General features: G+C 73.8%; 16 protein-coding genes. 2 read left to right on the forward strand and 14 right to left on the reverse strand.

What is annotated here, in order from left to right; genetic code table 11:
* Window positions 1-4: 4 nt before the first annotated feature.
* Window positions 5-829 carry a hypothetical protein gene (locus CHF16_RS21735; protein ID WP_089327935.1) on the reverse strand — a complete coding sequence of 275 codons (825 nt, stop codon included), beginning with the start codon at window positions 827-829 and terminating at the stop codon, window positions 5-7.
* A gap of 253 nt (window positions 830-1,082) precedes the next feature.
* Between CHF16_RS21735 and CHF16_RS21740 the strand changes: the two genes are divergently transcribed.
* The gene (locus CHF16_RS21740; RefSeq protein ID WP_089327936.1) at window positions 1,083-1,367 is read left to right on the forward strand and encodes a hypothetical protein; all 285 of its coding nucleotides are present in this window, start codon (window positions 1,083-1,085) and stop codon (window positions 1,365-1,367) included.
* A gap of 7 nt (window positions 1,368-1,374) precedes the next feature.
* Here the strand turns inward: CHF16_RS21740 and CHF16_RS21745 are convergent, their stop codons facing one another.
* From CHF16_RS21745 to CHF16_RS40390, 5 genes are read right to left on the reverse strand one after another with little or no spacing between them, the layout of a single operon-like run.
* Window positions 1,375-1,809 carry a hypothetical protein gene (locus CHF16_RS21745; RefSeq protein WP_089327937.1) on the reverse strand — a complete coding sequence of 145 codons (435 nt, stop codon included), beginning with the start codon at window positions 1,807-1,809 and terminating at the stop codon, window positions 1,375-1,377.
* Window positions 1,810-1,830: 21 nt separating this feature from the next.
* Window positions 1,831-2,799, reverse strand: coding sequence for a hypothetical protein (locus tag CHF16_RS21750; RefSeq protein ID WP_089327938.1), 969 nt, complete (start codon window positions 2,797-2,799; stop codon window positions 1,831-1,833).
* Entirely contained in the window at window positions 2,799-3,281 is a 483-nt protein-coding gene (locus tag CHF16_RS39585; RefSeq protein ID WP_143228080.1) for a hypothetical protein, read from the reverse strand. Before CHF16_RS39585 ends, CHF16_RS21750 begins: the two co-directional genes overlap by 1 nt.
* 41 nt (window positions 3,282-3,322) lie before the next feature.
* Complete coding sequence (locus CHF16_RS21760; protein ID WP_179271633.1) at window positions 3,323-3,781, reverse strand: YbaB/EbfC family nucleoid-associated protein; 459 nt, start codon at window positions 3,779-3,781, stop codon at window positions 3,323-3,325.
* 54 nt (window positions 3,782-3,835) lie between these two features.
* Window positions 3,836-3,979, reverse strand: a complete 144-nt coding sequence (locus tag CHF16_RS40390; protein ID WP_179271634.1) for a hypothetical protein — start codon at window positions 3,977-3,979, stop codon at window positions 3,836-3,838.
* Between the two features lie 141 nt (window positions 3,980-4,120).
* Between CHF16_RS40390 and CHF16_RS21765 the strand changes: the two genes are divergently transcribed.
* On the forward strand, window positions 4,121-4,435 hold the full coding sequence (locus CHF16_RS21765) for a hypothetical protein (protein ID WP_143228081.1): 315 nt from the start codon (window positions 4,121-4,123) through the stop codon (window positions 4,433-4,435).
* A gap of 25 nt (window positions 4,436-4,460) precedes the next feature.
* Here the strand turns inward: CHF16_RS21765 and CHF16_RS21770 are convergent, their stop codons facing one another.
* The 8 genes from CHF16_RS21770 to CHF16_RS40400 form a co-directional block, all read right to left on the reverse strand.
* Window positions 4,461-5,663, reverse strand: coding sequence for a hypothetical protein (locus tag CHF16_RS21770; RefSeq protein WP_089327942.1), 1,203 nt, complete (start codon window positions 5,661-5,663; stop codon window positions 4,461-4,463).
* Window positions 5,660-6,472: a hypothetical protein gene (locus tag CHF16_RS21775; RefSeq protein ID WP_089327943.1), complete on the reverse strand. Its 813-nt coding sequence runs from the start codon at window positions 6,470-6,472 to the stop codon at window positions 5,660-5,662. Before CHF16_RS21775 ends, CHF16_RS21770 begins: the two co-directional genes overlap by 4 nt.
* A 40-nt stretch (window positions 6,473-6,512) precedes the next feature.
* On the reverse strand, window positions 6,513-6,998 hold the full coding sequence (locus CHF16_RS40395) for a hypothetical protein (RefSeq protein ID WP_179271635.1): 486 nt from the start codon (window positions 6,996-6,998) through the stop codon (window positions 6,513-6,515).
* Between the two features lie 89 nt (window positions 6,999-7,087).
* The gene (locus CHF16_RS21785) at window positions 7,088-8,521 is read right to left on the reverse strand and encodes a hypothetical protein (protein ID WP_089327945.1); all 1,434 of its coding nucleotides are present in this window, start codon (window positions 8,519-8,521) and stop codon (window positions 7,088-7,090) included.
* Window positions 8,522-8,548: 27 nt separating this feature from the next.
* On the reverse strand, window positions 8,549-9,547 hold the full coding sequence (locus CHF16_RS21790; RefSeq protein ID WP_089327946.1) for a hypothetical protein: 999 nt from the start codon (window positions 9,545-9,547) through the stop codon (window positions 8,549-8,551).
* Complete coding sequence (locus CHF16_RS21795) at window positions 9,547-9,963, reverse strand: hypothetical protein (RefSeq protein ID WP_089327947.1); 417 nt, start codon at window positions 9,961-9,963, stop codon at window positions 9,547-9,549. The genes CHF16_RS21790 and CHF16_RS21795 overlap by 1 nt, the downstream gene beginning before the upstream one ends.
* 9 nt (window positions 9,964-9,972) lie before the next feature.
* On the reverse strand, window positions 9,973-10,827 hold the full coding sequence (locus CHF16_RS21800; protein WP_089327948.1) for a hypothetical protein: 855 nt from the start codon (window positions 10,825-10,827) through the stop codon (window positions 9,973-9,975).
* A gap of 33 nt (window positions 10,828-10,860) precedes the next feature.
* Complete coding sequence (locus CHF16_RS40400; protein WP_179271636.1) at window positions 10,861-22,404, reverse strand: ADP-ribosyltransferase; 11,544 nt, start codon at window positions 22,402-22,404, stop codon at window positions 10,861-10,863.
* Between the last annotated feature and the right edge of the window lie 6 nt (window positions 22,405-22,410).

The following is a 22,410-nucleotide window of genomic DNA, read 5'->3' on the forward strand; positions in this document are numbered from 1 at the left end:
CGGCCTAGCGGCTCAGGCAGGTACGGCAGGCCGCGAGAGCCGACGTGGCGCTCCGTGCGGCGGCTTCGGCCGCCGCGCGGGCGCTCGCCTTGTCGACCGGCGGGGCCTCGCGGGTCTTCGGCGAGGCGTCCTTGGCGTCCGGCGACACCGTGGCGCGGAAGCGCACTGTGATGACCGCGTTGCGCAGTCGGACGGTGGCCGCGGCCGTACCGGACCGTCCCAGCGGGCCCGTCAGCGTCAGGTTCTGCGCGAACGCCTGGTCGCCCACGCGGATGAGCGTGGGGGCCTCGGCACGCAGGGAACCGGGTGCGTCCGTCGACGTCCCCTCCATCGTCCGGGCGCTGTTCCAGGCCGCGTCGTATTCGGACTTCGCCGACGCCGTGCCGTCCAGGTGAAGCCGCACTGAGACGTCGATGCGCCGCGATGCCTGGACGCCCGCCAGGCCCGGCCGCTCCGCCCAGGAGCAGGCGGCGTACCGTTCGTCCGCCGAGTTCTCGGCCTCGTTCGGGACGGGCGGATCGGAGCGCGGGACGTACTGTTCGAGCGTCTCCCCAGGCACCAGGGAGCAGGGCTCCGGCATCGACGTGAAACGGGCGGGCTCGTCCTCACCGGAGGCGGCCTGCACCCACCAGCCGACCCCCCCGGCGACCAGGACCAGCGCACCGGCGCCCGCCGCCCACCACCGCCGGCGACCCGGCCACCGGCGCGACGCAGCCGCCTCCGGAGCCTCGGCCGGCGGCTCCTCGGTGGGCGGCTCCTCGACCGGCCGGTACGAGCCGTCCAGCTGCTGCTCCGAAGCGATGAACTCCGGCCGCGACCCCTCGGACAACTGCCGACCCCCAACCCGTCCACTTGCGATCTGCCGCGAGGCTAACACCCGGGAACGCGTGCATCGCTCCCACGATCATTAAAAGCCCATCCGGTCGCGTCCGCATAATCGACGACGCGGGTTCACCGCTGCTGTTATGGTGCCTACCGCACAATGGTCAGAACGCAAGTCAAGTCATGCGGGCCGTGATGGCGGGGAGGGGCGCCGCCGGACCGATCCGCTCGTCGGGTGATGGCATGCGGGGTCGAGGCGCATGAAGAACATGGAGCTCGCGGTCGGGGTCGGCCTGATCGTGCTCGGCCTGATCTGCTGCGGCACCTGCCTGTTCCGGGCCGGGCGCCGCAGGGAACTGGAGGGGCTTCAGTACATCGCCGTCTCCAACGTCTTCATGGGCGTGTGGCTGGTCATGTTCGCTCTGGACAAGTCGGACGGGGCCGCCGGCGCCGTGATGCTGGTGTCGATGGTCCTCGGTCTGGGCGCGGGCGTCCTGGTGCTGATCAACACGGTCCGCCAGGCGAGGAAAGACCCTTTCGACTGACCGCGCCTCAGAATTCCCGCCGGGGGTCGAGGGTGAGTTTGCGCATGACCCTGTTCAGCCGCGAATTCCGGTACGCGTCCAGGCAGGCGGGGCGCTCGGTGAAGCCGGCGTCGCCGTCCAGCCACCGGACGTACCCGGGCAGCAGCCACCTCGGGGAATGCACGTAGACGACGATCGAGACCAGCAGGAGCAGGAAGGCGATCGCCAGCATCACCGCGACCACGACGCCGGGGACGACCGTGGCCACCAGCAGGGCCGCGGTGATCAGCAGCATGGACGACGCGAACCAAGCCCCGGCGAGGGGCGCGTACGGCCAACGGAAGAAGCCGTCGTTCCCGTGCCAGGAATGCCAGCGCCCCCGGTACGCGGCGATCCCGAGCAGGAGTATCACGGCGAGGATCGGCAGGAAGACCGCCGCCGCGACGATGATACGGAGCGACACGATGCACCTCGTCCGGCCGCGTCAGCGGTGGGGCTGGGTCTTGTCGACGTAGTTGCGTCCGGGGTCGGGCTCGCCGTCCTCGCCGCTGCCGTACTCGTCGCCCTTGATGCCGGCGGCTCCGGCGAGCTTCTCGCCGCCCGCGACGAGGACGGGCCCGCCGTTAGCGGTGTCGACGGCGCCGAGCCCCGTGACGCCCCGCTCCAGCCCGGTGAGCGGCGCGACACGGCTCGACTGCGGTATGCCCGTCCACTTCCCGGCCTGCCCCTCGCCCATGAACTTGGCGGTGAACTTCTGCTCCAGGAAGTTGAGGGTCCCCTTCAGCATGTCGTCGAGCCCGTTGACCGTGGCCTGGCCGAAGGTCTTGAACACGTCGTCGTTGCCGTGGCCCCACTGCCAGGCGATGTTGCCCGCGCAGGCGAGGCCGAAGATCCCGGCGGTGGCGCCGAACGTGATCGTCAGCACCTTCGAGCCCATGCTGAGCACCCGGTAGGCCATGGTCGCGAACTGGTTCGCCTGCGCTTCGAGCTCGACGGCCGCGGGGGCCCCGATGATGCTGCCCGCCGCGATGCAGATGGCCGCGGCGAAGATCCCGAGCAGCGTGATGATGATGAACATCAGGTAGATGAACACCGCGATCATGACGGCGAGGATCCACAGCGCGATGGCGACGACCCAGGCCGTGGCGATCGCGGCCTCGAGCTGCTGCCGGTACTCCTCGGCCCGCTGCTCGAAGGCGGTGCGGTCGTCGCCCTCCCAGGCGGTCTGCTGGACGCCGCGCGTCAGTGTCTCGATCTGCTCCTTGGCCTTGGTGAGCTCGTCGATCGTCTCCTTCCACCCGTCGGCGGCGTCCCAGATCTTCTTGGGGTCGCCCTGGGCCTGGTACACGATCGGGTTCATCGGAATGGCGGCGGGGATCACCGTGGAGACGAAGATGCACTCGTACATCGCGGCCTGGGCGAGGCCCTTCGCGGCCCCCAGAACGTCGGTCATCAGGAGCCCTTCTTGATCGTCGACTTGCGGTCGGCCTCGTCCTGGATCTTGGCGGCCTGGTGCAGCCTGTCGTTGAAGTCCATGAGCAGCTTCGTCTTGTCGATGAGGTCCTGGTCGGTGAACTCGATCAGTTCGGTGTAGGCCGTCGCGCAGAAGAAGCCGAAGGTCGTGAACGCGTCGGGCTGGGCATCGCGCGGCTTGACGTTCAGCTTGTACCGGGCGCTCTTGAGAATGGCACCGACGTCCTTCTCCAGGGCGTCGCCGAGCCGTTTCAGTGATTCGGGGGAGAAATGCACCTGGCCGGTCGCCTTGGCGCCGGCGTTCGGCGCCGGCGTCGCGGGAGTGGGCGTCGGCGCTGGTGCCGGCGCGGGACGGCCCCCGGTGGACGGTGTCCCGGAAGGGGACGCGCCCGGCGGGGACGCACTGGGGGCCGGAGTCGGACTCGGCCCGTTGATGATGTTGTTGATCTTGTTATCGCCCATCCGTCACTCCGTCCTCGATGCTCGGGTACTCGCGGACCGCGTCACCGGGGCGGAGCCTGCCCGGAGATGCCGAGGTTGCGCTGCAGCTGCTCGATCATTCCCTGCGTCTCCCGGCCGGCCTTCTCGAACATGCCCTGGACCTCGCCGAGCGTCTCCTTCAGCGCCTCCTTGTTCCGCATCAGCTCTAGGGGGTTCACCGAGTCCCCGTACTCGAAGGCGGCGAGCTCCTCGACCTGCCGGTCGAGGTCGCGACGGGCGGCCTTGACGGTGCTGCGGATGGCCTCCGCCAGCTCCTCGGCCGGCATCCGCATCGCCCGCGGATCGATGTGCAACTCCGCGACCGGGTCGTCCGCGCTGCTCGTGACCCGGACGCGCGCGTCGGCCGATTCGGCGTGCCCGGTGAGTTGCGCCGTCTGCTCCCGGAGCGCCGCCATCTTCGCCACGCGCTGCTGCGCGTCCTCGACGAGCTTGTCCATGTCGAAGTCATTGGCGCTGAACATCATGGGACTCCCCGGCCGTCCGCGACGGTGTTTCGAGTTCGCTCGAATAGTTGATCAACGATTGCGGCCACTGTAGTGGCCGGTATCGCCCATCGTGGGCGATTTTCTGAAAAGGTTGGTTCGGTGGTCGCCGGCAAAGCCGCGAAAGTGGCCCGTCGGCATGGTCTTCGACTCCACCGGCGCCCTGACCAGTTCCATGGAACTTCATATCGGACGACCAAAAACCCGCTCTTCGGCGGATGCAAAAACCGGAGGGATGTCGGCCCTGGAGATACTCTGGCGCTCCAGACGGTGGACTGATTCTGAAGAGGTCTTGTTGTGCCTGTGATCATTGGCACCGTGGCGTACGCGCTGCTGGGGCTCGCCTGTGTCGCCGCCGGAGTGCGGACTCGCAACGCCGTGGGGAGCTATTCGGTCTCCCGCGGCGTCAAGGTGCCTTATGCGGAGTTGCCGCATCGGGAGCGGATGCGCACGGGGAACGCGCTTCTCGTGCTCGGCGCGCTCCTGCTGCTGTGCACTCCGTTCACGGTCCTGCCGGAGGCCGCCGTGGCGGTGCTCTTCCTCGCGGCGCTCTGCTCCTTCGTCGCCTATGCGGTGATCCAGATGGGGCTGCGGAGGGCAGCACAGGAGATCGCGCGGCAGAGGGCCAGCTAGCCGAGCGCGGTCGGGTTGCGCGGTCTCACATGGGAGGTGGGACCAGAAGGCGGTGCCAGCGGAGGGTGCGCTTGGCGCGCTCGCGCGTGGCGGGGTCTTCCGCGGGGAGCTGGGCGTTGTTGTCCCGGATGTGGCGCAGGAGGTCGGGCTCCGGCGGGATGTCGTGGTGCTCCAGGTGGTGGGGGACGCCGCCGAGCCAGATCCAGGTGCCGTCCGTCTGGTAGGTGTCGGGGACGTTGGCGGGGCGCGCGGGGTCGAAGGCGTCGGTGAACAGGCGGCCGCTGTCGTACACGACCGGGGCCTCGCGCAGGTAGCGCAGGACGGCGTCGCGTTCGGCCGCGTCCAGGGCGGGGCGCTGCATGACTTCCGGGTCGCCCGGGACCGGGTTGTTGGCCAGGCGCAGCGACTGCTCGTGGACGTCCGCGCGCTCGCGGAGGGCGGCCAGGGACGGTGCTTCCTGCACGGCCGCGTCGGGCGGGACGGCGCCCGCGACGGGGTCGGCGGGCATGGCGCGGCAGTGGGAGAGGACCTCGGAGGCCGGGACGTTCCGCGCGTACAGGTCGCGGAGGCGCTGGATCCAGACGCCGGCGGCGTCGCCGCCGAGGGCGGCCGCGTCGGTGCGGGCCAGGAACAGCGCGGCGGTGCCGCCCTGCCAGAGGTAGCCGAGGACGACGTCGCCCTGGACGACCGGCAGGTACTGGACGGGGCCGTCGGTGGTCAGGTCGTAGCCGGGGGGCAGTTCGAAGTGGAGCGGCCCCCAGCCCTCCGACCGGTCCATCGGGGTGCCGTCGGGGAACACGCCGTCGCTGAGGGACTCCCACGGGGAGCGTTCGGCGTCCGGGTTGGCCAGGTCGGCCAGCGTGGCCCTGCTGTCCGCGGTCTCCTCGCGGGCGTCGGCCGGGACGCCGCCGCCGCGCGGGTCCTCGGGGCGGCCGATCCACTGGCGGATCGCCTCGCGGGACGGCAGGCCCTGCTGGTAGGACTCCCGGAGCCGCTCCGACCACACGGCGGGGGCTCCGAACGCCTCGTCCAGGTACTGGTTGCGGCGGATGAAGCCGGCGGACTCGTCGTCCATCCCCGCCCAGAGGTATCCGATGTGGAGGCCGTTCAGCATCACCGGCAGGTACACGATCGGCTTGCGGGTCCGGTGGGAGTAGGACGTGCTCGACTCCGCGAAGGCGGGCACCGGGGGGACGCCCTGCGGGCCGTTCGGCGGGGGAAGGTTCATGACGACTCCGAGCCGGTGATGGTCGCGACCGCGGCGGAGCGGACGTTGTCGGCGACGTCCGGCACCCGGAACCCGGCCTGCCGGATGTGGGCGGCGAGCTCGGGCTCCGGCGGGACGCCGTGGGCGCGCAGGTAGTAGCCGACGGCGCCGGGCCAGATCCAGGTGCCGTCGGTGTGGTAGGTCAGCGGGACGTTACGGGCGTGCTCGGGGTCGAGGGCGTCGCTGTCGTAGCTGCGGGCCGCCAGCACGATCGGGGCCTGCTCCAGGTAGCGGACCATCGGCTCCCGCTCGTCCCCGGGGACCTCGGGCCGCCGCACCTCGGGCCGCCCGTCGGGGGAGGTGCCGTCGAAGGGGCGGGCGATGCGCATGCCCTCCGAAGCCGGGGCGCCCAGCCAGGCCGGGACGTGCTCGGCGTCGCGGGGGAACCTGCGGAGCTCGGCCTCCGGGGTGTCCGGCGGCGGCGGGGTCTGCCACTGCGGCTCGCCGTCGCGGTCGTAGCGGACGTCGTAGGTGAACGGGAACGTCAGCGTGAAGGTGGCGGTGAACCAGGTGCCGAGGCCGGGCGCGTACATGCCGGCGCGCAGCCGCTCGAACAGCTCGCCGAGCGCGGCGGGCACGTCGAAGGGGGCGGGCAGGCCCGGCCCGGTGACCAGGCGGAGCTGCCCGAGGGTCTCGGTGTGCCGCCCGAGCGAGCGGTGCACGACCGTGCACTCCCCCCACCCGGGAGGCAGGATGTGCGTCAGCAGCAGGGTGATCTGCTGGAGCAGGTCGTTCTGCTCGACGGGGTTCAGCGACCCGTTCTCGCTCACGACTTACCTCTTTCCGTCCGTCGGGGGCTGGCCTTGGGAGTCATCCGCCGTGCGCGTCCGCGCCCTGGCCGAGCCGCTCGCGCAGCCAGCCGGGGACGTGCGCGTCGTCGCGGGGGAACAGGGCCAGGTCGCGGGCCCATTCCTCGGGCGCGGCGGGCGGCTCCCAACCGGGGTCGAAGTCGGCGTTGAAGCTGACCCAGTAGGCGCTCGGCGGGTCCATCATGAACCGCATCCCGAACCAGGTGCCCTCACCGGGCCGGTACATCATGGACCGCAGCTCCGCGGCGATCTGCGCGCACTCGCGGGGCGGGTCGGCGGCGGGGGAGGACCCGTCCGGCATGATCACCGAGAGGCGGAGGTCGGTGACGCCGGCCAGCATGAGGATGCGCAGGTCGATGCGGCGCCAGCCGGCGGGCGCGACCTGCAGCAGGGCCATGCCGAGCCGCTGCGTCAGCTCTTCGTAGCGCTGCCGGTCGTACGGCCGCGGTCCCTGCGGCACCGGAACCTCGGCGGGGGGCTGGTTCATCGCGTCGCTGCTCCTCTCTCCGTCGCGCAAGTCTATTGCTCCCGTGCCCGGTGGCCGTGCGGTCCGGACGTGTTCGTGCCGGGATGCGGCTATCCGCCGGTCTCCCACTGGTCGCGCGGCGGGACGGGGTCGCCGCCGGGGCCGCTGATCTCGGTGAGGTCGCCGTCCCGGACGTGGTCGATGATCGCGCGCGGCAGGTCGTAGCCCCGGCCGCGGTTCTCCGGCAGCCGCTTGGGGCCCCGCTCGCCGGAGCGGCGGAACGTCCGGCCTTCGGGGCGGAGGGGCGTCGCGCGGAGGGGCCGCAGCACCCGGAAGGTGCGGGGCGGCTCGTCGGGGTAGCCGTCCAGCTCGCGCCATTCGATCGGCGTGCCGATGGTGAACAGCTTTCCGAGGCTGGTGGATTCGTAGGTGTCCAACTCCGTGCCGGGTTCCAGCACCACGTCCTCGACCGGGGGCGGGGTGACCTCGGCCGCCTTGGGGAGCGATGTCCCGATGTGCCACTCGAAGATCTGGTGGGTGCTGACGAAGTCGCCCGTGGCGGGCACCGGGCCCGGGTGGACGACGAAGTACCCGCCCGGCCGGTTGTCGAGCGGTGACAGCGCGAAGAAGCGGCGGTCCCGCAGGTCGGCGCCGCGCGGCCGTTCGGCGGCGATCGAGCGGCGGACCTGCCGCCCCCCGTTCCCGCCGTTGGCGGTGAGCCGCCAGGCGTGGACGCCCTGGGCGCGGTTGACGGACTCGTCCAGCGCTCCGGCGCCCCGCAGCACCGAGGAGTTCACCTCGGCTCCGGCCTCGGCGAGCACGGCGCCCGCCGCGAACGCCACGGCGGCCGCCGGGCCGGTGAACGCCCGCTGCTCGACGCAGGCGCCGCCGTCCATGCGCGCGGCGAGCCATGCGGGCGGAAGGTGGAGGACCGACCAGCATCCGTCGGCGATCCCGCCGACCAGGAACCGGCCGGCCTGGCCTTCGGGCAGTATGTCGCGCAGTTTGGCGCGGGCCGTGTCGAACAGCCCGGCGAGACCGTCCGGGAGGGCGGCCGCGAGGTCCGATTCCGGCTGGGGTTCGAAGGCGTCCGGGGCGAACCGGTCCGCCGCCTCCTGGACGGCCGCCAGCTCCGCCATCCACTCCGGGACGCGGTGCGGTGCCTGCGGGAACGCGCGCAGCTCTTCGGCGGCCGCAGCCGGGGGGACCTCGTCCGCGAACAGGATCTCGTCCACGCTCTGGAACCGGACGTCCCACTCGGGGGCGGCGGAGGCGCGGAGGCGGAGCTTCAGGTTCATCTCCAGCCAGGTGCCCTCGCCGTCGATGTACATCAGCGAGCGGAGTTCGCGGACCAGCGGGTACACGCCGGTCGACGGGAGCCGCGCCTCGATCGGCCGCGCGGTGAAGGGAAGGACGGCCGTCTCGAACGAGGAGCCCACCGCGCGGTAGGAGAACTCCAGGGACTTCGCCCCGGCGGGCGCCAGCGGGGCGATCCGGGACGCGATCGCGTCCAGCCGCGCGTCCTGCTCAGCCGTGCTCAGCACTCTTCCTCACCTCCTCACCGGATGGGATCAGCCGTTCCGCCGCTGCCGGGACGCGCGCTGCTCCCGGTAGATGCGCAATGTCTCCGCCTCGGAGATCCGGGCGATGTCGCCGCTGTCGAGCAGGGCGGTGATCGGGCGCGGCAGGAGATAGCCCTGGCCCTCGTCGGACGGGCCGGAGCCCCTGCCGCGCGCGGGAACGGTGGTCTCCCGCACCGGGAAGCCCGCGTACACGTGGATGGGGCGCCGTACGAGGAAGAACTTGCGTTCGCGTCCGACGCCCGTCCCCGACAGCCCGCGGCGCTCGAACGGCGTCTCCAGGGTGAAGAGGTAGGGCTCGTCCTCGTCGGCGTAGGTGTCGAGGAGGGTGTCCTCCGGGAGCTCCTCGCCGGTGCTCGCGCCGAACTCTCCGGGGAGGCGCACCCGGACGTGCTGGGTGAACAGGTCGTGCTCGGCGAGATAGGCGCCGCCGTCCGGACGGGGCGCCCGGGGGATCACCTGGTATCCCCTGCGTTGTTCGAGCACCCGGCCCAGGGGGAGGAAGGACGTCCCGTAGCGGGGGCGTGTGTCGTCTCGGGCCGCTTCCACCAGGCGTTCGCCCTCGTCCGTCAGCCCCCAGACGAGGCGTCTCGCGGCGTCGTCCCAGGAGTCGCCCGCGAGGCCCTGGATCCGGAGGAGGTCCTCGTGGACGGTCACCTCCGCGTCGACGACCAGCCCCGCCGCCGCGTACGCCACGGCGTCCCCGGCCGAGTCGAAGGACGCCGCATGGGACGGGCTCGCCTCACCGTCAGGGCCGTTCCCGTCCGCGCCGTTCCCGTCCGCGCACCGGACGGCCAGCCATGCGCCGTCCCCGCGCAGCACCGACCAGTGGCCGGGCGCGATCCGCCCCACCAGGAACCGCGCGACCCCGTCGCCGACGAGGTCGCGCAGGACCCGGCGCGCCCAGACGAACGTCCAGGCGCTCTCGGGATGGAGCCGCGCGACGAGGTCCTGCTCGTCCTGCGGCAGCTCGGGGAGCGTTCCGGGCATCACGAAGCCGGGGGCGTCCCCTGGCGTCCCTGCTCGCGCAGCTCCGCCTCGAACAGCTCGTGGACGCGGAGACGCAGCGTGTGGATGAGGGCCTTCTCCTCCGGCGTGAGGCGGCGCGGCTCGGCGCGGGCCGCGTCCTCGATGCCGTTGATGGTCTCGTAGAGCGCGAACGCCGGGCCGTCGCCGCGAAGCCGCCGGCCCCGGTACTCCTCGACCCGCTGGATGAACTCGTCGCGGGTCAGGGTCTCGATGTCCGCGGTCGTGCCGAACCAGATCTTGTCCAGGTACGACCGGTCGCGCTCGAACTCACCGGTCCGCGCGGACAGCGCCAGGATGGACAGGCCGCCGTCGGGCGTCTCGACGAAGACGACCGGCCGGCCCTCGTAGGCGTAGTACTGCGGATACGTCTCAGCCACTTCGCTCCCTTACCGGCGCGCGAGTTCGCGCAGCGCGTCGAGGCCCGGCAGCTCCTGCGCGGGCGCGTCCCGGCCGATGACGCCCGACAGCCGGTCCTCGGGCGCGAGCGCGCAGCGCCGCAGCGCCTCCAGGGACGGGACGCCCTCCCGGTGGGCCTCGCTGAGCCGCAGCTTCCACAGGCCGGCCGCGACCTCGCCCGCCGTGCCGGCGGGCACCCGGGCCATGTAGCCGGCGGCGCGGCCGTCCACGGAGGCCCACACGAAGCCCACGACCGTCCCGCCGAGGGTGACGGGCAGGTACCGGACGGCCGCGGCGGTCAGCTCCGGGTACGTCGGCGGCATGACGCTCACCAGCGGCCCGAACCCCTGCGACCGGTCGACCGGCGTTCCGTCCTCGAACCTGCCGTCCTGCACCGACGGCCCCTCCGGCGGCGGGTAGCCGGGCGCGACCACCTGGTGCAGGGCCCGCAGGTCGGGGGCCTGCCGCTCGGGCTCGTCCGGCGCGATCGCACCGGCCGTCGGGTCCTCGGGGGCGCCCTTCCAGCGCCGGACGGCCTCGGCGGCGGGCACGCCCGCCGCGTACGCCTCGGCGAGCCGGTCCTCCCAGCGGTCGGCGGCGAACATCTCCGCCTCCGAGACGTCGGGGGCGAGCAGGAACCCGGCGGCCTGCCGGCCCGCCGACCCCCACAGGCAGCCGATCACCCGGCCGCGCAGCCGCACCCAGTAGTAGATCACCGGTTCCCGGGTCCAGTGCGCGTACGACCGGGCCTCGCCCGGCGGCTCGGGCGGGTCGGGGAACGCCGGCGGCGCCCCCGGCACGCCGGCGGGAGCGCCCGGATCCCACGGGGGAGGCAGGTCACTCATCTCGCGCGCACCTTTCACATCGACGTCCGCCCATCAAGGCCCTGACCTGGGCGTTGGAGGCGGCCCCGGGGGAATGACCACCGCCTCTATATCGTAGGTCGGCCTTCGCTGCACCGTTCCGTCGCGGAGCGTGACGTTCTCGTAGCCGGTGTGCACGACGCGGGTGATCTGGTACTGGGTGCCGCGCGGCAGGATCAGCTCGCGCTGGTCGGGGAAGGCGCTGCGGCTGCCCATCCACAGCCCGTGGCTGCCCGGCGGCAGCACCAGGTGGATGCGGTTGCCGAAGCTCTGCCCGTCCACCTGCGCCGGGTTGCGTCCCAGCGACGTGGACATCGGGGCGCCCTCGGTCTGCACCGTCCCGACCAGTGCCTCGGCGTCGCGGCCGTTGAGCGGCAGGCCGTCCCGGGCGATCAGGAAGTTCACGTTGTCCACGCCGCGGACCGCCTGCACCGGTTCGGGCAGCGGCTGGTGGAGCGCCTGGTCCAGCTCGGCGATGCGCCGCCAGAACGCCTGCTCCGTCGGCTCCTCGCCGAGGTACTGGCGCAGCCAGTTGCGCTCCTGCTGGTCGGCGGTGAACTGCTCCAGCCGCGCCGTCACCGACGTCAGCGGCGGCGCCAGCAGCCGCTCCACGAGCTGTCGCTGGTGCTGGTCGAGGTCGGTGCGGCTCCGCAGCCGGACGATCTCCTCCAGCCGGGTCGGCATCCGCCCGCCGTTGAGGTGCCGCAGCTGCTGGGCGGACCAGTCCGACCACGCGAGCCGGTTCAGGTGGGCGCCGATGTCGGGCCCGCCCGGCCGCAGGAACCGGTTCGGCATGGACTGCCGCGTGTACCACCACGCGGCGCGCCGCAGCGGCTCCGGCAGGTTCCGGAAGACGTGCGAGAGCCGGTTCTCGCCGTACCGCTCGCCCTGCCGGTCGGTGTGGAAGCGGTGGGTGCCGTTCTCGTCCGTGCGGCCCTCGGGGTGCAGCCAGTCGCGCAGCCCGCGGGCCTCGGCGTCCCGCGGCGGCCCGTTCTCGCCGTCGTGCGGCGGGGTGTGGCCCGGCGGGTGGGCGCCGTCGCTCGCGAGGACGGTGCCGTCCGGGCGGTTCACGTCCCAGCCGCCGTCCGGCGGCCAGGTGGGCCGCTGCTGCCCGTCGGGGTCGGTGCGGCCGGACGAGGCGAAGACGTTGCCGTCGGAGTCCGACCAGGCCAGGCCGCGCGGCGCCACCACCGGCACGCCGAGCCGCTGCGCGAGCTGGGCGGCGAAGTCGCCCTCGCCCGTCCGGCAGGACAGCAGCATGACCTGGCGGCCGTTCCAGTTCGGGTCGTTGCGGATCAGCGCGGCCATGTCGTCGACGCTGAGCCGCCGGCCGTTCACCAGCACCCCGTCCCGGTCGCCGTGGCCGTCGACCACGAACGTGTCGGGATCGGACGCGACGCGGCGGGCGAGGTCGCGCATGGCGTGCTCGTCCGGGCCGAAGAACGACCGCCCGGCCGGGGTGCTCTCGCTGTCCCGGTAGACGTCGTGCAGGTGCTGCGGCAGGTCGGCGGGCACCGTGTCGGCGCCGTCGCCCTGGTCGGCGTCGGCCCTGTCCGCGTCTGACGGGTCCGCGTCGCCCTTGTCCGCGTCGGACGGGTCCGAATCGGCCCTGGCGGTCTCGGCCGGGTCGGTGTCGGTCCGGCCGGTCTCGGTCGGGTCGGTGTGGGTCGGGTCGGTGTGGGTCGGATCCGTGTGGGACGGGTCCGTGCCCGTGCGGCCGGTGCTGGACGGTGCGGTGTCGGACGGGGCGGCGGGTCCGCGTTCGGGGGCCGGCCCGCCGGGCGCGACCGGCTGCGGTGCGGGCTCGGAGTACCAGCCGTACTTGGCCGCCACCTCCGGCCGCGGCGGGGGCACGGTCCCCTGCGCGGCCTGCGGCTCCGGCTCCGGTTCCGGCCGGGACGCCGGCTCGGGCTCCGGACGGGACGCCGGTTCGGGACGCGCCGCCGGAGCGTCGGCGGGCGGCGCGTGCTGCGGTCCGGCGGTGCGGGCGCGCGGCGGCGGGTCGGTGAGCGCCTCGTCCAGGGCGTCCTGGAAGCGGCCGATCACGCGCTGCTTGATGGCCTCGTCGAGCGCGCGCTCCTCCGGGGTGAGGTCCCGGTCCTGGGACTGCGCGACGTTCGGCAGGTCCCGGCGCACCTCGTACAGCGAGTGCTCGTAGGAGGCGACGTCGTCGATCGACCGCAGGTGCAGCCGCAGCTCGCCGATGTGCCCGTTCGGCATGCGGATCGTCATCTGGACGTCCCGGTAGCCGCTCGGCACCGGCGTCTGCATCCGGTCCTTCACCGAGACGATCTCGACCCCGTGGTTCCCGGCGATCCGCTGGATGTCGCCGAGCGCCCGGTAGAGCCCGTCCACGGAACGGAACTGGATGCGGGCCCCGAGCAGGTCGTTCAGGCGGCTCGCGTCCCCCTGGTAGTCGCCCATGATCTTGTCGAGGGCGCGGGTCCGGTCCTTGTCGCCGGGGCGCAGCTTCGGGTCGGCGCCCATCTCCGCGAGTTCCGGATCGTGGACGAGCGCGTGCAGCACCGCCTCGGACTCGTGCTTGGCGTCGTAGAGCCCGTCCAGGTAGGCGTTGATGTACGGGTCGTCGCGCCCGGCCTCGGGGTCGACCCGCGACGGGTCGAAGCCGGGCTGGTCCGGCGCGACCCGCGGGTTCTCGGCCTCGCCCGGCCGCCGCGACTCCGCGACGGAGTCGGCCAGGTCGCGGCTGACCTGCTCCTGCTCGGGCGTGAGCGGCGTCGGCTGCGCCTTCACCCGCTCCCCGCCGAGGATGGCCTCCGCGCCGCGCTCGTTGACGTCGTGCACGGCCCCTTCGAGGATCCCCACGGCCTCCGGGTGGCTCAGCACGCTGTTCAGCGTCTTCGGGCGGGCGAGGAGCGACTCGCGGAGGGAGCTCTCCACGTCGTTCAGGCCGTCGCCGGCGATGATCCGGGCCAGCTCCGGGTGGTTGGGCAGCGTGTCGCGCAGCTGGGTGCGGAGCTGGTCGCCCAGCGGCTCCCCGGCCTGGTCCAGCATGTCCCGGACGGCCGGGTCGTCGTGGACGGCCCGCATCACCTCGTCGGACGCCCGCTGCGGGGTGTCGTCCGTGCGTGGCGTCCCCTCGGGCGGCTCGTCCGCCGACCGGGGTGCGGTCTCTGGCGGCTCCCCGTCCGAGCGGGGCGTCCCCTCCGGTGGTTCGCCCGCCGAGCGGGCCATCGGCTGCGGCGGCTCGCCCGCCGACCTGGCCTCCGGTTCCGCCCAGCCGAACGGGCGCGCCGGACCCTTCGGGTCCCCGTTGCCGTCGACGGGCAGCGTCGGCGTCGTGCCGAGCTGGTTCGGCGGCAGGTTGTAGAACGTCCGGTAGTGGACCGTCGTCGTCGGCGGATCGGTGCTGAAGTCGGTCTGCGCCCACCGCGCGTGGATCACCTGCGGCGTGTAGGCGAGGGTGCCCTCGCGGGTGTGGTTCGGCTCGGCGAAGAACTCGAACCGGTCGACCCGCACGTCGTTGTGGGGGTCCTGGTCGAGCGCGGCGAGCCGCTCCTCCAGCCCGTACCAGCTCTCGGGGCGGGTGACCTGGTGGGCGTTCTGACCCTGGTTCTCGACCTCCCACTGCGGGAAGTAGTTGATCCGCTCGCGCGGGCCCTGCCCCTGGTGGCCGAAGATGTGGCCGCCGTTGAACCGGGTGCCGGGGTACTCCTTGTTCCCCATGTGCCCGACGTGGCCCTGCGCCCCGTAGCGGGCGCCGCCGCCCGCCGCGTAGTCGGGACGGCCGGTGGCCATGTCGGCCTGGCCGTTGTCGTCGGTGTGGAACAGGAACGTGCCGGGAGGGACCTGGTGCGCCGACGGGTTGGCGCCGGCCGTGGTCGTCCCGGGCAGGCCGTTCTGGTCGGGTTCCTCCAGCGCGCCGAGGTCGCCGCGGCGGACGGCCTCGACCGGGTCGAAGTCGTCGGAGCCGAGGGTCCGGAAGCGCTCCCGCGGCTCGACCATGTAGTTGACGTTGGGAAGCGGGACCCCGTCGTTCTTGTGCGAGAGGAGGCCGAGCTCCGGGTTGTAGTTGCGGACGCCGTCCTGGTCGCCGTACCACGTCCGGACGTGGGTGATGTTGCCGTCGGCATCGGTCCAGAAGATGCCGTGCAGGCTGCCGTCCGGGCCGCGGACCTCGACCCGGGAGTTCTTCGCGTCCAGCGGCTGCTGCGCGCTGTACGGGCCGTCCGCGGGGTCGTGGGTCCGGGTGACCTCGCTGAGGGGCTCGCCGTCCGCCGTGTGGGTCGGCGGGTCGAACGGCGCCGCCGCGGGCGAACGCCCGTCGTCGCCGCCCGCGAAGACGTGCGGGTCGCCGTGGCCGAAGTCGATCTGGTGGACGACGCCCGGCCTCGGCTGTGTGAGGTCGATGTTCTCGTTCGGGTTGCGCAGCGCGTGGGGCTCGCCCTCCGCCTGCGGGTTCGTGACGTGGGTGACCTGGCCGTCGGCGTCCGTGTAGACGATCGACCGGACGATCTGCTGCCCGTTGGCGTCCAGGACCGGGTTGCCGTTCTCGTCCAGTGCGAGGATGCGGTGCCGGCCCTCCTGCTTCGGGTAGGTGGCGTCCGCGGCGTGCTGGTCCGGGCGCAGCGCGTGGTTCTGGGTGGCGGCCCGGTCCACCTGCGGCGGATTCCACGGATGCTGGGTGGGCGATCCCCGGGTCGCCTCGCCGCCGCCGCCGTCGTCGCCGTCGCCGGACCGCGGCGGCTCGCCCGCACCGGCGTCCTCCCGCGGGTGGCCGGGCGCGTAGCCGTCGCGTCCGGCCGGGGTGACCGAGCCGTCCGGGCGGTGGGTCTGCCAGCCGCCGTTCGGTGGCAGGTCGGGGCGCGTCCGCCCGTCCTCGCCGGGCCGGCCGGACGAAGCGTAGACGTTCCCGTCCGCGTCCGACCAGGCGAGCCCGCGCGGCGCGGTGACCGGGACACCGAGCCGCTGCGCGAGCTGGGCGGCGAACTGGCCGTCGCCCGTCTCGCAGGACAGCAGCATGACCTCGCGGCCGTCCCAGTTCGGGTCGTTGCGGATCAGGTCGGCGACGTCGTCCACGCTGAGCCGGCGGTCGCCGACCCGCATGCCGTCGGCGTCGCCGTGGCCGTCGACGATGAACCGCTGGGGGTCGGCTGGCACGCGCGAGGCGAGGTCCCGCATGGACCCCTCGCCGGGCCCGTAGAAGGCCCGCCCGCCCGGGGTCTCCTGGCTGCCGCGGTAGACGTCGTGCAGGTGGTCGGGGAGGTTCTCGGGCGGCGTCTCGCCGGTGTCCCCGTCGTCGTGGGGCCGGCCGTCGTCGTCGCCGTGCCGCTGGTCGTCGTCGGAGCGCGACGCGGCGTCGTCGCCGCGCGCGGCCGGGTCGTGCTCGCCACGCGCCGCCGGGTCGTGCTCGCCACGCGCCGCCGGACCGTCGTCACCGCGTGCGGCGGATCCTTCACCGCCGCGTGCGGCAGGTCCTTCACCGCCGCGTGCGGCAGGTCCTTCGCCACCGCGTGCGGCGGGGCCTTCGCCGCCACGGGCCGCAGGACCCTCGCCGCCACGGGCGGCGGGTCCTTCACCGCCGCGTGCGGCCGGGCCGCTGTCACCGCGTGCGGCGGGTCCCTCACCGCCGGGGGTCGCCGGACCCTCGCCGGGGCGGGCGGCCGGGCCGTCGGTGCCGGGGCGCGGACCCGAGTCGTTGCCGCCGGGCGTGTTCGCCGAGGAGGAGCCGCCCGGGTCGGCCGGAGGCGTCGAGCGGAACCGGGGCGGCCCCGCGGGGGGCGAACCCGGGTCGGACGTGCCGGGGTGCGGCGGTGAACCCGGGGCACGTGAGGGGCCGGGGTTGGGCGGTGCCCCCTCGTACGCGGGGTTTCCGGTCCCCGGCGTGGCCGACGTGCCGCTGGTGTTGAGCGGGCCCGGGTCGGGGGCGCCCGGCGGGATCACGGTCGCGCGGATCTCGACGATCGGGTTGCCGTCGATGTCCCGGCCGTTGAGGTCAACGCTCGTGATCTGGTAGCGGGTGCCGCGCGGCAGGATCAGCTCGCGCTGGTCCGGGTAGGCGCTCTCGCCGCCCATCCAGACGCCGTGCGACCCCTCCGGCAGGTCGATGTGGATGCGGTATTCGAACGGGTTGTTGTCGACGACGGCGGGCTCGCGCCCGAGCGACGTCGACATGTACCCCGGCTCCGTCTGGACCGTCCCGACCAGCAGTTGCGCGTCGCGCGGGCCGAGTGCCGTGCCGTCCGGAAGCCGCATGAAGCTCACGTCGTGCAGGCCGCGCTCGGTCTGCACCGGCTCCGGGAGGGGCTGGCTCAACGCCTGGTCGAGGTCGCCGATCCGCCTGTTGAAGGCGTCCACGGTGGGCGTCTCACCGAAGTACTGGTTAAGGAACGACCAGTACTGCGCGTCCCCGGTCATCCGCTTCAGCGTGGCTTCGGGGTCGGGCGACCGCAGCACGCCGTCGACGAGAGCCCGCTGCTCCGGAGTGAGGTTCGGGTTCGTCGACAGCCGCTCGAGGTCGGCCACCGTCGGCATGTTCGTGCCGTCGTGCATGCCGACCAGCGCCGAGGCCCGGTCGGACTGGCCGTGCCAGTAGTCCAGCGCGCCCTGCAGGTCCGCTCCCGGCCGCAGGAACGGGTTCGGCATCGACTGGACCGTGTACTGGTACAGCGCGTTCTGCAGGTGCGGCGGCAGGTTCTGGAACTGGTCGCCGAGCCGGCTGTCGCCGTACCACTGGCCTTCGTCGTTGCTGGTGAAGCGGCGCACCGGGTCGGGCGCCACCTCGCTGCCGTCGCGGTCGTGGACGGACCAGCGGGCCGACTCGGGGTTGCCGTGCGCGTCGAGGTCGACGGCGCCCCTCGGTGCCGTGATCCGGACTCCGAGCTGCTGGGCGAGGTCGGCCGCGAACCGGCCGTCCCCGCTGTTGTTGGCCAGCAGGAGCAGGTCGCGACCGCCCCAGTTCGGGTCGTTGCGGATCAGCGTCGCGAGTTCCGTGGCGCTCATCGGCCGGTCGCCGACGATCAGCCCGTTGCGGTCGCCGTGCGCGTCGAGGACGAAGCGGCCCGCGGGGTCCGGCGGCACCATCGCCGCCGCGCCGCGCATGTGCGGCTCGTCGGGACCGTACAGCGCCCGCCCCGCCGGGGTCTCCGTGCTGTTGCGCCAGGCGTCGTGCAGACCCTCCGGGAGGTTCTCGGGCACGTCCCGGTGCGGAGGCTGCCCGCCGGAGTCCTCCGGCTGCCCCTCCCGCGCCCGCGGCTGCCCGTCGCGCGGCTGGCCTTCACCGTCGGTGCGGGGCTGCCCTTCGCCGTCGTTGCGCGGCTGGCCCTCGCCGTCGTTGCGCGGCTGGCCCTCGGCGTCGGTGCGGGGCCGGCCGTCGCGCGGCTGACCTTCGCCATCGGTACGGGGTTGGCCCTCGGCGTCGTTACGCGGTTGCCCGTCGTGGGGCCGGCCTTCGGAGGCGTCGCGAGGCTGGCCGTCACGTGGCCGGCCTTCGCCGTCCTCGCGCGGCTGGCCTTCAGCGTCGTTCCGCGGTTGGCCTTCGTCGGCGTCCCGCGGCTGCCCGTCGCGCGGTTGCCCGTCGTCGGCGTCTCGTGGCTGGCCTTCGCCGTCGGTGCGGGGCTGGCCCTCGTCGGCGTCGCCGGGCTGGCCTTCGTCGGTGCGCGGCTGCTCGTTCTCGGTGCGCGGTTGCCCGTCGTCCGGCCGAGAGGTGCCGTCCTCCGCGCGGGTCGGGTCGCCGCCCGTGCCGTCCTGTGTCGGGTCCGAGCCCGGCTGGTTCTCCCCGATCCGGGGCTGGCCGCCCTCGGTGTTCTGGGCGGTGCCGTTCGCGGGCGCGGCGCCGTCCGGGTTCGGGGACGTCGTCGAGCCGCCGCCGGTGCCGCCGGTGTTGTTCGGCGCGGGCGTGTTGCCGCTGTTGGCGCCAAGGTGGCGGTCCATGACCTGGCCGATGGCCTGGGCCAGCGGACGGGGGTTCTCGGGGAGGCGGTACTCGGTGAACGCCTCCGCCATCATTTCGTGCGGGTCGCCGGACCCGTAGCCGGACAGGGCGTTCTCCACGCGCTGCTGCGTGGCGGGGTCGTGCGGCTGGGTCGCGTCGTACGGGATGCCGAGCGCGCCGGAGACCGCCTGGTTCAGGTCCCCGAGCATCTGCGGGTCGTTGAGGAGCTGCTCGCCGAGGTGATGGCCGAACTCGTGGGTGAAGACGCCCTCGGTGGAGCCGCCGCCGGGCACGGTGAAGCCCGTCGCCTCTTCGTCGGCGCCGTCCTCGGCGCGCTGCGCGTTGTCCGCGAACGCCTCGTCGTTGAGGTAGATGCCGGGGTCGTTCGACTCCGGCGTCGCGTAGGCGAGGACGTCGTCGTTGCCCGGCCCGAGCGACTGGTTGAAGTCCTCCGACCCGATGTGGGTCAGGCCCTGCATGGTGCTCGGGTAGTCCGCGGCGAGCGCCTGGATGGCGTTGTTGACCTCGTGCGCGGCGGCCGGGTCGATCGGGCTGGACGTGAAGTCCACCGTGGGCGCGTCGTCGCCGAACTGGGAGAGGATGTCCCGGGCCTGCTGCTCGGCGTCCGCGAGCTGCTGCGCCTCGTCCGCCGGGTCGCCCTTGCCCTGGGTGCCGTCGCCGGACGCGCCGTCGTCGGTGGAGCCGTCGTCCGGCGTGCTGCCGTCCGACTCCTTCTTGTGGGGCGCGTCCCCGCCCTGCTGTGCGGAGTCGTCCGCGGGCGGCGTCTGCTCGTTGCGCACGACGCCGTCGGAGTCCACGGGGGAGTACGGCTGGGAGTCCTGCTTCGGGCGCGGGGACTCCAGGTTGGGGTTGCCGTCCGCGCCGGGACGGTCCGCGGGCCGGGACGTGGATGGCGACGGCGAGCCGGCCGGACGCTCGGTCCCGCCGTTGGTGGGGCCTCCGTTGGTGGGACCGCCGACGCTCGCCGACGCGGTGCCGGCGGGGCCGCCCATCATGCCCATCGGCATGGGCGCGATGATGCCGGGCTGCACGCCGGAACCGTCGTCGGAGGACGAGCCGGGGTCGCGCGTCGGATCGGACCCGTCGGAACCGCCGGGGGACTCGGAGGCGGTGTGCGTGCTCCCCCCGCCGCGAGGCGCGGGCTCTCCGGTGGGCATGGCCGCCTCGGCGGGAGGCGTTCCCTCGTTCGGTGCCGTGCCGTCCTCGGGCGTCGTGCCGGCGCCCTCGTCGGGGGTCGGACCGTCGCCGGGCGTCGCGCCCTCGTCAGGCGTCGGGCCGTCGCCGGGCGTCGTTCCCTCGCCGGGCCCGTCGCCGGGTGTGGTGCCGTCGCCGGGTGTCGTGCCGTCCGCCGGTGCCTGACGGTCGCCTGGCGTCGTGCCGTCGCCCGGTGTGGTGCCCTCGCTCGGTGTGGTGCCGGTGCGCTCGCCGGATGCCGGACGGTCGCCCGGTGTGGCGCCGTCGCCCGGGGTCGTTCCGCGGCCCGGCGTGGCGCCGTCGCCCGGAGTCGTGCCGCTGCCCGGTGTGGTTCCGGTGCTGGGCGTCGTTCCGGTGCTGGGTGTCGTTCCGGTGCTCGGCGTGGTGCCGGTGCTCGGCGTTGCGCCGTCGGTGTGCGACGGGGCGTCGGTGCGCGCCGTGCTGTCGCCCGGGGTCGGGCCGCCGCTCGGCGTGGCACCGTCCGGCGTGGCACCGTCCGGCGTGGGGCTGCCGCCGGGATGCGGGGTCGGGGCATCGCTGGACGGCGAAGTGCCCGCGCCAGTGTTCTCGGGGGAGCCGGTGCCGGGGTGCGGCGTGGACGACCCGTCGCCATGGGGGGTGGAGCCGCCGTGCGGGCGGGAGCCCTCGGGCGCGCCGCCCCCCGAAGAAGACGTGGACGAGCCACCGCGGCCGGGCGACGAGGACGACCCGCCACCGGAAGAAGAGGAACCACCCGGAGAGGACCCGCCACCGGACGACGAAGACGATCCGCCGCCGGAGGAGGACGAGCCTCCAGAGGGTGAACTGCCGCCGGGCGAGGACGAGCCACCGCCAGGGGCGGCACCACCCGGGGCCGCGCCACCGGGGGCCGCACCGCCTGGAGCGGCGCCGCCGCCCATGGGCGCCATGCCGCCGGGCGCAGCGCCGCCCGCGGGAGCACCGCCCGCGGCCGGAGCACCGCCGCCGGACGGTGACGAGCCGCCGAACGCGGCCGGGTTGCCGCCGAGGCCGCCGCCCGACCCGCCGCCGGATCCACCGCCGCCTCCGCCGGAGGGAGCGCCGCCGCCGTCGGGAGCCGAGGAGGCCAGGGAGACGTTTCCGCCTCCTCCCCCTCCGCCGCCACCGCCGCCGGTGTCGCCGAGCAGCGTCGCGATGCGGTTGCCTCCGCCGCCGGAGGACGAACCGCCTCCGCCGCCTCCACCGCCGTCACCGCCGCCGCTGGAGTGGGAACCGCCCCCGCCCCCGCCTCCGCCGCCGCCGCTTCCGCCGCCGCTGGAATGGGAGCCTCCGCCCCCGCCTCCACCGCCGCCGCCGTCACCGCCGCTGGAGTAGCCGCCGCCACCTCCACCGCCGCCTCCGCCGCCGGAGGGCCCGCCCCCGCCGGGGTTGGTACCTCCGCCGCCGCCTCCTTCGCCGCCTCCGCCGGAGGGCGAAGGCGACGGCGAAGGCGACGGGTCGTTCGACGGAGTCGGTGTGGGTGTAGGGGTGGGGGTGGGCGGATCGCCGCCCGGCGTGGGGGGCTCACCGCCCGGAGTGGGCGAGTTGTAGCTGTTGAGGCCGTCCTTGGCGCCGCCGACGGCACCCCCGAACGCGCCCGACGTGGCGCCCTTGGCGATGGCGTCCCAGGTCAGCGGGTCGCCGTGGATGGCGGCGGTGGCGACCGTGCCGGCCACGCCGCTGATGGCCTCGGACGCGCCGTCCCGGACGGCGCCCTTGACCATGTTGCCGAGCGCGGTGTCGGCGGCGTCGCCCACACCGGGGATCTTGCCGATGCCGTGCCCGACGCCGCCGGAGATGGCGCCGCCGATGGCGCCGTCCAGGGTGGCCGCGCCGGTCTTCTTCCAGTCGATGCCGTCCCGGTTGCCCTGCGCGACCTGGATGCCCTGGACGAGCAGGTCGAGCCCGCCGCCCTCGAGCGCGCCGACCAGCGCGCCCTTCAGCACGGCGCCGATGAAGCGCCGGCTCAGCCACTCCAGCAGCCGCTGGAAGATGGTCCTGGACGCGATCTGCGCCCCCGCCTCCACGGCGGGGATGGCCGCGGTGGACGCGCCGAACGTCGCGAAGGCCGCCGCGATCAGATAGGCGATCTCGATCGCCGTGATGATCAGCAGCGCGATCCACATGTACTTCGCGTACTCGATGTCGAGCGCGCCGCCGTCCAGCGTCTCGCCGAACTTCTCGCACGACTCGATGAGCTTGGTGAGGATCTGCGGGTCGGTGGAGACCCACTTCTCCCAGTTCTTGCCGAACTCCTCGGCGGCGCCGCTGTCGAGCGCGGCGCGGACGTCGTTCGCGGCCTGGTTCAGCTCCTCGATCAGCTCGCCGACCTCGGTGCCGGCGGCGCGCCACGCCTCGGCGCAGCGCCGCATCGCCGTCTCGTCGCCCTCGGGCCAGTCGGCTCCGATGATCCAGGACAGCCACTGGACCGAATCTGGGATTTCAAGACCCACGGATCA

The organism is Actinomadura meyerae, assembly GCF_900188445.1.
In the GTDB taxonomy this organism is placed as follows: domain Bacteria; phylum Actinomycetota; class Actinomycetes; order Streptosporangiales; family Streptosporangiaceae; genus Spirillospora; species Spirillospora meyerae.